This window comes from Undibacterium sp. RTI2.2 (assembly GCF_035018705.1).
GTDB lineage: Bacteria > Pseudomonadota > Gammaproteobacteria > Burkholderiales > Burkholderiaceae_D > Undibacterium.
Window position 1 is genome coordinate 1 of record NZ_JASJXN010000073.1, and the last position, 8,258, is coordinate 8,258.

General features: G+C 46.8%; 6 protein-coding genes. All 6 read left to right on the forward strand.

Going from position 1 to position 8,258, the window contains the following annotated elements:
* Window positions 1-1,576 (forward strand): aldehyde dehydrogenase (NADP(+)) (locus tag QN395_RS20545; RefSeq protein ID WP_323493134.1); only part of this gene is annotated, 1,576 nt, incomplete at its 5' end.
* 96 nt (window positions 1,577-1,672) lie between these two features.
* The gene (locus tag QN395_RS20550; protein WP_323492911.1) at window positions 1,673-2,440 is read left to right on the forward strand and encodes an SDR family oxidoreductase; all 768 of its coding nucleotides are present in this window, start codon (window positions 1,673-1,675) and stop codon (window positions 2,438-2,440) included.
* A 74-nt stretch (window positions 2,441-2,514) separates the two neighbouring features.
* Window positions 2,515-3,570: an arabinan endo-1,5-alpha-L-arabinosidase gene (locus tag QN395_RS20555; protein ID WP_323492912.1), complete on the forward strand. Its 1,056-nt coding sequence runs from the start codon at window positions 2,515-2,517 to the stop codon at window positions 3,568-3,570.
* Between the two features lie 80 nt (window positions 3,571-3,650).
* Complete coding sequence (locus QN395_RS20560; RefSeq protein WP_323492913.1) at window positions 3,651-4,712, forward strand: aldo/keto reductase; 1,062 nt, start codon at window positions 3,651-3,653, stop codon at window positions 4,710-4,712.
* A 126-nt stretch (window positions 4,713-4,838) separates the two neighbouring features.
* Window positions 4,839-5,780 carry a LysR family transcriptional regulator gene (locus QN395_RS20565; RefSeq protein WP_322121694.1) on the forward strand — a complete coding sequence of 314 codons (942 nt, stop codon included), beginning with the start codon at window positions 4,839-4,841 and terminating at the stop codon, window positions 5,778-5,780.
* Window positions 5,781-6,681: 901 nt separating this feature from the next.
* Window positions 6,682-7,095 carry a GFA family protein gene (locus QN395_RS20570; RefSeq protein ID WP_322121293.1) on the forward strand — a complete coding sequence of 138 codons (414 nt, stop codon included), beginning with the start codon at window positions 6,682-6,684 and terminating at the stop codon, window positions 7,093-7,095.
* The last annotated feature ends 1,163 nt before the right edge of the window (window positions 7,096-8,258 follow it).

Sequence of the window (8,258 nt, forward strand, 5' to 3'; positions counted from 1 at the left end):
CAAGAAAACCAATCGCAACAGTGGCCACACCCATGCTCGACTTTACTGGTTTGGGTATTTTGCAAGAAGCTCATTTGATCCAACAAAAAAAGAATCGATAGAGCCTGCTTTTTACGCCGTTGATGCGGCTCAAATTGATGAAGCTTGCCGTCTGGCACAAGCTGCATTTGATCCCTTCCGTGCGACTAGCGATGAACAACGTGCCCAGTTTTTAGAAACTATTGCGCAACAAATTATAGAGCTGGGTGATGCTTTAATTGAGCGAGCGATGGCTGAGAGCGGTTTGCCAAGGGTGCGCTTAGAAGGCGAACGTGGCCGTACAGTGACGCAGTTAAAGCTGTTTGCCGATTTGCTGCGGGAAGGTTCTTGGCGTGATGTCCGTATTGATGCAGCTTTACCCGAGCGGCAACCGCCAAGACCTGATTTACGTATGCAGTTGATTGGTCTGGGGCCAGTGGCGGTATTTGCTGCCAGCAATTTTCCTTTAGCATTCTCGGTCGCTGGTGGCGATACTGCATCGGCATTTGCTGCTGGTTGCCCCGTCGTTCTCAAAGCGCATTTTGCACATCCGGGTACGTCGGAACTGGTGGCGCAGGCGATTGCTAAAGCGCTGAAATTATGTCAATTGCCCGCCGGTGTATTTTCAATGTTGAGTGGTATTGGTAATGAGCTCGGGCAAGCGCTAGTACGTCATCCGGCGATACAGGCAGTCGGCTTTACGGGATCGAGGCAGGGTGGCATCGCGTTGATGCAGACGGCGGCTACAAGAGTACAACCGATTCCGGTCTATGCAGAAATGAGTAGCATCAATCCGGTATTTTTATTACCCCACGCATTGGCAAACCGGGGTAATGAGATTGCTGCCGGATTTGCTGCTGCGCTTACTATGGGAGTGGGGCAATTTTGTACTAATCCTGGTTTGGTATTGGGAATTGAAGGTGTAGATTTTGATCACTTTGCAGCGCAGGCTGCACAGGCACTGGCTACAGCTCAACCCGGCACTATGTTGACCCCGGGTATCGCATCAAGTTATCAGACTGGTGTCGCCACTATGGCGCAGCAAGCCGACGTTTCTACGATAATTAATACACCGATTGAGCAGGGCAAAGGTGGTCCAGCTTTATTCACCACGAGCGGCAAAGTATTTCTGGCCCGGACTGAATTGCATCACGAGATTTTTGGCCCTGCTTCGATATTCGTCGCTTGTAAAGATGTAGACGAAATGCGTCAGGTCGCTGAGAGCCTGGAAGGGCAATTAACTGCTACCTTGCAAATGGATGAGGCTGATACAATCGTCGCCGGCCAGTTATTACCAGTGCTTGAGCGCAAAGTAGGTCGTATTTTGGTCAATGGTTTCCCGACTGGAGTCGAGGTGGTGTCGTCGATGGTGCATGGTGGTCCATTCCCGGCAACTTCGGACGGTCGCAGCACTTCGGTCGGTACTGCTGCGATCCATCGATTTTTAAGGCCGGTGTCGTATCAAAATATGCCGCAAGCCTTATTGCCGCAAGCTTTACAGGAGGATAATCCTCTTGGAATCTGGCGTCGTCGTGATGGTGCTCTGACCAGGCAGTGAATGTAATCAGCGAGCGCATACAGTGAGCAAAAAAAGTAACTATAAAGTACGCTCACTAAAAAAAGTACGCTCACCAACAAAAAAATAGGAGACAAGATGAGTCAGTTAGCCAAATTCGGCAGCCTTGAAGGCAAGCGTGTTTTCGTTACCGGCGGTGGCAGTGGTATCGGTGAGGAAATCGTCGCTGCTTTTGCGGCGCAGGGTGCGCAGGTCGCCTTTGTCGATATAGCCGAAGAGGCTAGTCGGGCGCTTTGCAGTCGCATCGCAGCTGCAGGCGATCTTGAACCATTATTTAGTCATTGCGATATCACCGATATTCCTTCGTTGCAAAAAGTGATGGCTGCATTCGCAACTGAAATTGGGGATTTTGATGTGTTGGTCAATAACGCAGCCAACGATCAGCGTCATGAAACCGAAAATGTCACACTAGACTATTGGAATGAGCGCATTGCCATTAATCAGCGCCCGATGTTTTTTACCTGTCAGTCCGTGCTACCAGGTATGAAACGTAAGGGCGGTGGGTCTATCATCAATATCAGTTCCATTTCATGGCATATCAAAGGCGCTGGTTATCCGGTATATGCCACCTCAAAAGCGGCTGTTGTCGGACTTACTCGCGGTTTGGCACGCGATCTTGGGGCGCATGGTATCCGGGTGAATACCGTGACGCCTGGATGGGTCATGACACAACGTCAAATCGATTTGTGGGTGGATGATGCTGCTGAAATTGAGATCAAAAAAAATCAATGTTTGCCTGACAAATTAATGCCGCAGCATATCGCGTCCATGGTGCTATTTTTAGCGGCGGATGATAGTGCTATGTGTACCGCACAAGAATTTATTGTCGATGCTGGTTGGGTGTGATTTGAATACGGCTGAACTATATTCAATGTGGTTTGCCGGTTAGTTCGTAAGTTAGTCAGTGATTTGAGGACTTCATGATATCTAGTTTATTCCGCACCCTTGCCGCTCTATGTAGTTTTGTGTTGATGTTGCATGTCCATGCACAGCAAGTCCAGCCATCACAACCAGTTACGCAAGTCAGCGTGCATGATCCAGTGATGGCGAAAGAGGGCGATACCTATTACGTATTTAGTACCGGGCCTGGCATTACATTTTATAGCTCATCTAACATGAAGGACTGGCAGCTGGAAGGGCGTGTTTTTGCAGATGCACCGACTTGGGCGCGTGCTGTTGCGCCGGAGTTTAATGACCATATTTGGGCACCGGATATTCAGTTTCATCATGGTCAATATTACTTATATTATTCAGTATCCGGCTTTGGGAAGAATGCATCTGGTATTGGCGTAACCACTAACAAAACCCTGAATCCGCGTTCGCCAAATTACCACTGGGAAGATCAGGGTATGGTGTTGCAATCTGTACCGGGTCGGGATGAGTGGAATGCGATTGATCCGAATATCATCGCCGATAGTAAAGGAGCCGGATGGATGGCTTTTGGTTCATTTTGGAGCGGTATTAAATTAGTGAAGCTCAATGACAACTGGACTCAATTAGCACAGCCACAAGAATGGCGTTCTATCGCTCAACGCGAGCAACCTGCCTTGGGAGTCAACCAATCCGCTCCTCCGGCAGAAATAGAAGCACCTTTCATCTTTAAAAAAGGTGGTTATTACTATTTGTTCGTTTCTTGGGGTTTGTGTTGCCGTGGCGCGGACAGCACCTACCATTTAATGGTGGGACGCTCTACTGAAGTAAGCGGGCCCTATCTCGATAAAGCCGGTAAAGACTTGGCGAAAGGTGGCGGTTCTTTGCTGTTAAAAGGGACACCGGCATGGACGGGCGTTGGACACAACAGCGCTTACCAGTTTGATGGCAAAGACTATCTCGTACTGCATGCCTACGAGACCGCTGACAAGTACCTGCAAAAGCTAAAAATTATGGAAGTGAGCTGGGATGCGGAAGGCTGGCCAGTGGTTAATCCGCAGGATTTAGATCGCTATCAAAGTCGCTTGTTACCAGCTAAAAAATAGGCTTTTTCTTTACATGCTGGTGATGCTTTTCTCGTATGTGTAAGTTGGCGCTCCAATCTATCTAATTTAGAAAATCACAAATGATCTATCAAGCACATGACTCACGGTACGGTACGATGGCATATCGCCGTAGCGGTCGCAGTGGACTGAAGTTGCCATCGATATCACTAGGTTTGTGGCAAAATTTTGGCGATATTAATCCGATTGAAACCCAAAGAGCGATGTTGCGTCGTGCCTTTGATCGAGGTGTCACTCATTTCGATCTGGCAAATAATTACGGCCCACCTTTTGGCGCTGCAGAACGCAATTTTGGACGCCTGTTTGCCGAGGACTTTAAATCGTATCGTGACGAACTAGTCATTTCAACCAAGGCTGGCTGGGATATGTGGCTAGGTCCCTACGGTGGTATGAACGGATCGAAAAAACATTTGGTCGCCAGTCTTGATCAAAGCTTACAGCGCATGGGTTTGGACTATGTGGATATTTTTTATAGTCATCGCCCTGATCCCCATACCCCGATCGAAGAAACCATGGGCGCATTGGCACAGATGGTGCGCCAAGGTAAAGCTCTGTACATAGGCATCTCCAATTACGGTCCTGCTCTGACACAAAAAGCAGCAGATTGTCTGCGTGCAGAAGGGGTGCCGTTGACGATCAGTCAGCCTAATTACAGCTTGTTGGATCGATGGATAGAGCCGGAGTTGCTGGCAAAGAATACAGAGAACGGAGTTGGCACTATCGTGTTTTCTCCACTACAGCAAGGCTTTTTGACGGACAAATATTTGAAAGAAATTCCTACTGATTCGCGCGCCTCACGCTTGGACTGGGTGCGTAACGGTCTCAATTCTGAGGTATTAGTCCGTATCAAGGCACTCAACCAGATTGCGTTGGAGCGAGGCCAGAGTCTGGCACAAATGGCGTTAGCCTGGACCTTGCGTGATGATCGCATTACTTCAACTCTGATTGGTGCCCGCACAGTGGCACAGCTAGACGACAGCCTAGATGCGCTGAATCACTTGCACTTCACGACGGAAGAACTACAGCGTATTGATGTAATAAGCCGAGGCGACCCGAATATTTTTTCTATGCCGGCTAAAGCGACGGGACAGGATTTAGTCGAAAACCCTGATTTCAGAGCTTAAGCAAGCTATTTTTATTCATTAAAAATAGTGTGACTCAAACCTAAGTAAGACAACTCGTGGATAAAGAGATGCCGCCAAAATCAATGCTGTATCATTTTCAAGATTAATGACACGATGATTTCAAAGATGGATACGCTCAATCCCAACTGGTTCTTAAAAGCACGTTTAAAAACCCGGCAACTTTTACTCTTAATCGCCCTGGATGAACACCGCAATATCCACCGCGCTTCTGATGCATTGCATATGACGCAACCTGCAGCGTCCAAACAATTAAAAGACCTGGAAGAAATGCTGGACGTACGTCTGTTTGAGCGCCTGCCACGCGGTATGGAGCCGACGATTTATGGTGAGACCATGATCCGTCACGCCCGAATGGCACTGACTAACCTGTCGCTTGCGCATGACGATATTGTGGCACTGCGTTCCGGTCTGGTTGGGCAAGTTGAAGTGGGTGTCATCATGACGCCAGGTATGGCACTGCTGCCACGCGCGATTGCCCGCATCAAGCAACAAGCACCGCTGTTACGCATAGGCGTGCACATGGATCAAAGTAATATTTTGTTAGACCGACTGCAAAATGGCTCGCTCGATTTTATGATTGGACGCATCCTTGAGAAAGAAAACGGTTCTAGCCTGATCTATGAAGAACTCACAGAAGAACCCGCTTGCGCCGTCGTTCGCAACGAGCATCCGTTGTTAACACATAAAAATTTGCAGCTTAAAGACATCGCTACTAAACCCTGGATATTACCGCCACAAGGCGCCATCTTGCGCCATCGCTTTGACATGATGTTCCGCCGGGCAGGCCTGCTGCCACCGGTTGATGTGGTAGATACTACGGCGCTATTGCTGATCACCGCGCTCTTACAGCAAACGGATTCTTTGCATGTCATGCCTATCGAAGTCGCACGGTATTACGCCTCTTTAAATGTACTAAGCATTTTGCCGATCGAGCTCCCATGTGCGATGGATGCCTTTGGGATTATCCGGCAACAAGAGCGCTTAATGTCACCCGGCGCAGAGCTACTTTTAAACGCAGTAAGGACTGAAGCCCTGGCTTTGTATTGATAGTATTTCTTCGCGTTAAGGTACTTTGAGTATTGTTTGTTAGAGCTCCGTTTGCAGGTTAAATTACCTGTTTCGTTTATGCTGGTATGGCGCGATGGCCGGATTAAATGGCACTTTTAGACATCTGGATAAATGCTTGTTTAACGGAGGTATAAATATATACTCCCTGTAGGTATATTTTATTGTCCAAGTAATCATTGGTCTATAAGTAATATTTTTATTATTTTATGGGGAGTATATTGATTTTTCTTTAAATAATCGTCCGGAAAACGAACTTCTGCAAAGGGCGATTGATTCAAGCAGTCCAGAGGTGATCGGTACGAAGAAACCATTTGTGCTTCGATGCCGTGGACGTCAAAAATACTAAATGTGCTTATTGACAAATCGGACTTTGAAACAGGATTGCTATGAATTATTTGGATTTGATTAATGGCAAAAGTGGCTTTACGTCAGCTATCTTCTTTTCGATTATCAGGACGCGCTGGTCAATGGCGTGAGAATGCTTTTGCTCGACTATTTGCATAGCGACTTCGCGTGGGCGTGGCGGTAGTTGAGGAGGGCGAGGGAAAAATGACACATTATTCCAATCAGCGATAGATTTATCTGGCGATTTCAAGCAAGGCAGATGGATGCCGCGCTTGTTTTTTCAAGTATTAGGTGATTTGATTTCTTCCGCACCCATCTGTATAGAAAGCCGGATATCATTAAAACGAGCGTACTTTCAAACCCACCAGACGTAGGTTTTTTCCATACGTAAACTATTTCTCGTGTACGTAGACGATTGTTAATAAGACCGAGCAATTTTGTTGGTTTGTAACTGCTATGAACGGATTGCCAGGATAGGCGGATGATCTGCAAAGCTAGGCAAATTTTTCACTTTATTTGAATCAGGTGACTCAGAATGCATCCTATATCTCCGCAATCTTCTCGAATTGCCTCCTGCAGCTGTGGGCAGTTGCAAGCGCATGTCGCCAGCGAACCCTTGGGCGTATCTGTGTGCCACTGTCTGGCGTGTCAGCGCCGCACTGGCAGCGTGTTCGCTGCGCAAGCACGGTTTGCAAAAGAGGCGGTCACGGTCGTTGGCGCAAGCACAGAATATATTCGTATCGGAGACGAAGGAACGAAATGTACATTCAGGTTCTGCCCGGTCTGCGGTGCGACCGTGTACTACACCTTAGATGCCTACCCTGAGGCGGTCGCCATACCTGTAGGTGCTTTTGCTGAATCCTCTTTTCCGGGACCCAGCGTTTCAGTGTATGAAGAACGTATGCACCTCTGGGTCCATATGCCAAGCAACATTAAGCACATAGGATGAGATCCAAAACCTAACGACGGACCTGTTATTGCAATGTGGTACTGCGCACAAAGTAAGACTTTGCTCCTGCGTACCTAAACATTTTGGCTACTTGGGAAAATATCACATTGATCAATCGAGCGATATGCTGTGATAAAACGAATTTGTCACCCACACACCGCGTCACTTTCAGACTGAAATTCGAATCTAAATCACGCGTATAACTATCCGCAGTTAAGAAGATTTATCGTTAACTATTTTACTTAAAAGTTCAGGCGGAATTGGTTGTCCATGCTCACTTAAATGGCGCACGGTCTCATGTAATAAATGTAGACGTGTAATTTTCAAAACGACCCAGGCAATGATACTGACGATCGGAATAAGCAGAGCTGTGATTGGAATAAGTATGGGTGACAGGTCGCTGAATGAATTCATTTCTTTATTTTCCTGAAAAAAGGCCTTACTAAGTAAATCAATAAAAACCTCAAGTAGCTATCAATTTGCCGTCATGGTGTATCGGCCGCTAGTTGGGTAAGTTTGACGAGATAAACAACTAAATTTAATATCAATCTTCCAACATTAGCTTAGCAGCAATTGATATCTAAAGGTAAAATCAAAGTCGAATCTAATCAAAACTTTTTGAATAGAGCAACACTGAAAGAAAAAGCGCCAGACGTTTTTTGAAGAGATTAACGCTAATTAAGCCTCAGCTTACGATAAATTAGTGTCCACCATCGCCATGGTAATTCTCGTCATTTATAGTGGGAAATTAAGCGTTTCTTTACATTAAATAGAATACTCAATGAGCCGGATGGTGCTCTACTTGTATTCAGCGTCTACTACTGTGCTTTTGGTGATCAACTATCTATGGACGCCGCGATCCTGCCCAAGAACTTCGGGATGTTTGATGCAACGTACAAGTCCATTGGCTAAGCACAAGTTAAAGCTGTACTGTTCACAAATTGTGGCATTTCGCTGAAATATGCTGAAGCGTGAGCTAATGACCACAGAGGCGACGATGAGGCTATAAATGAAATTGATCGGCGGATTCAAGCACGAAGAGCAACGTTGAATAAAAAGTCAAAGGGTCAGATGCGATAGCATTCATGCCTTTTGACCAGCCAGTCGAAAGTTGCCGAATATGCGCTACACACACCTAACCCAAGACGAACGATACCAAATTT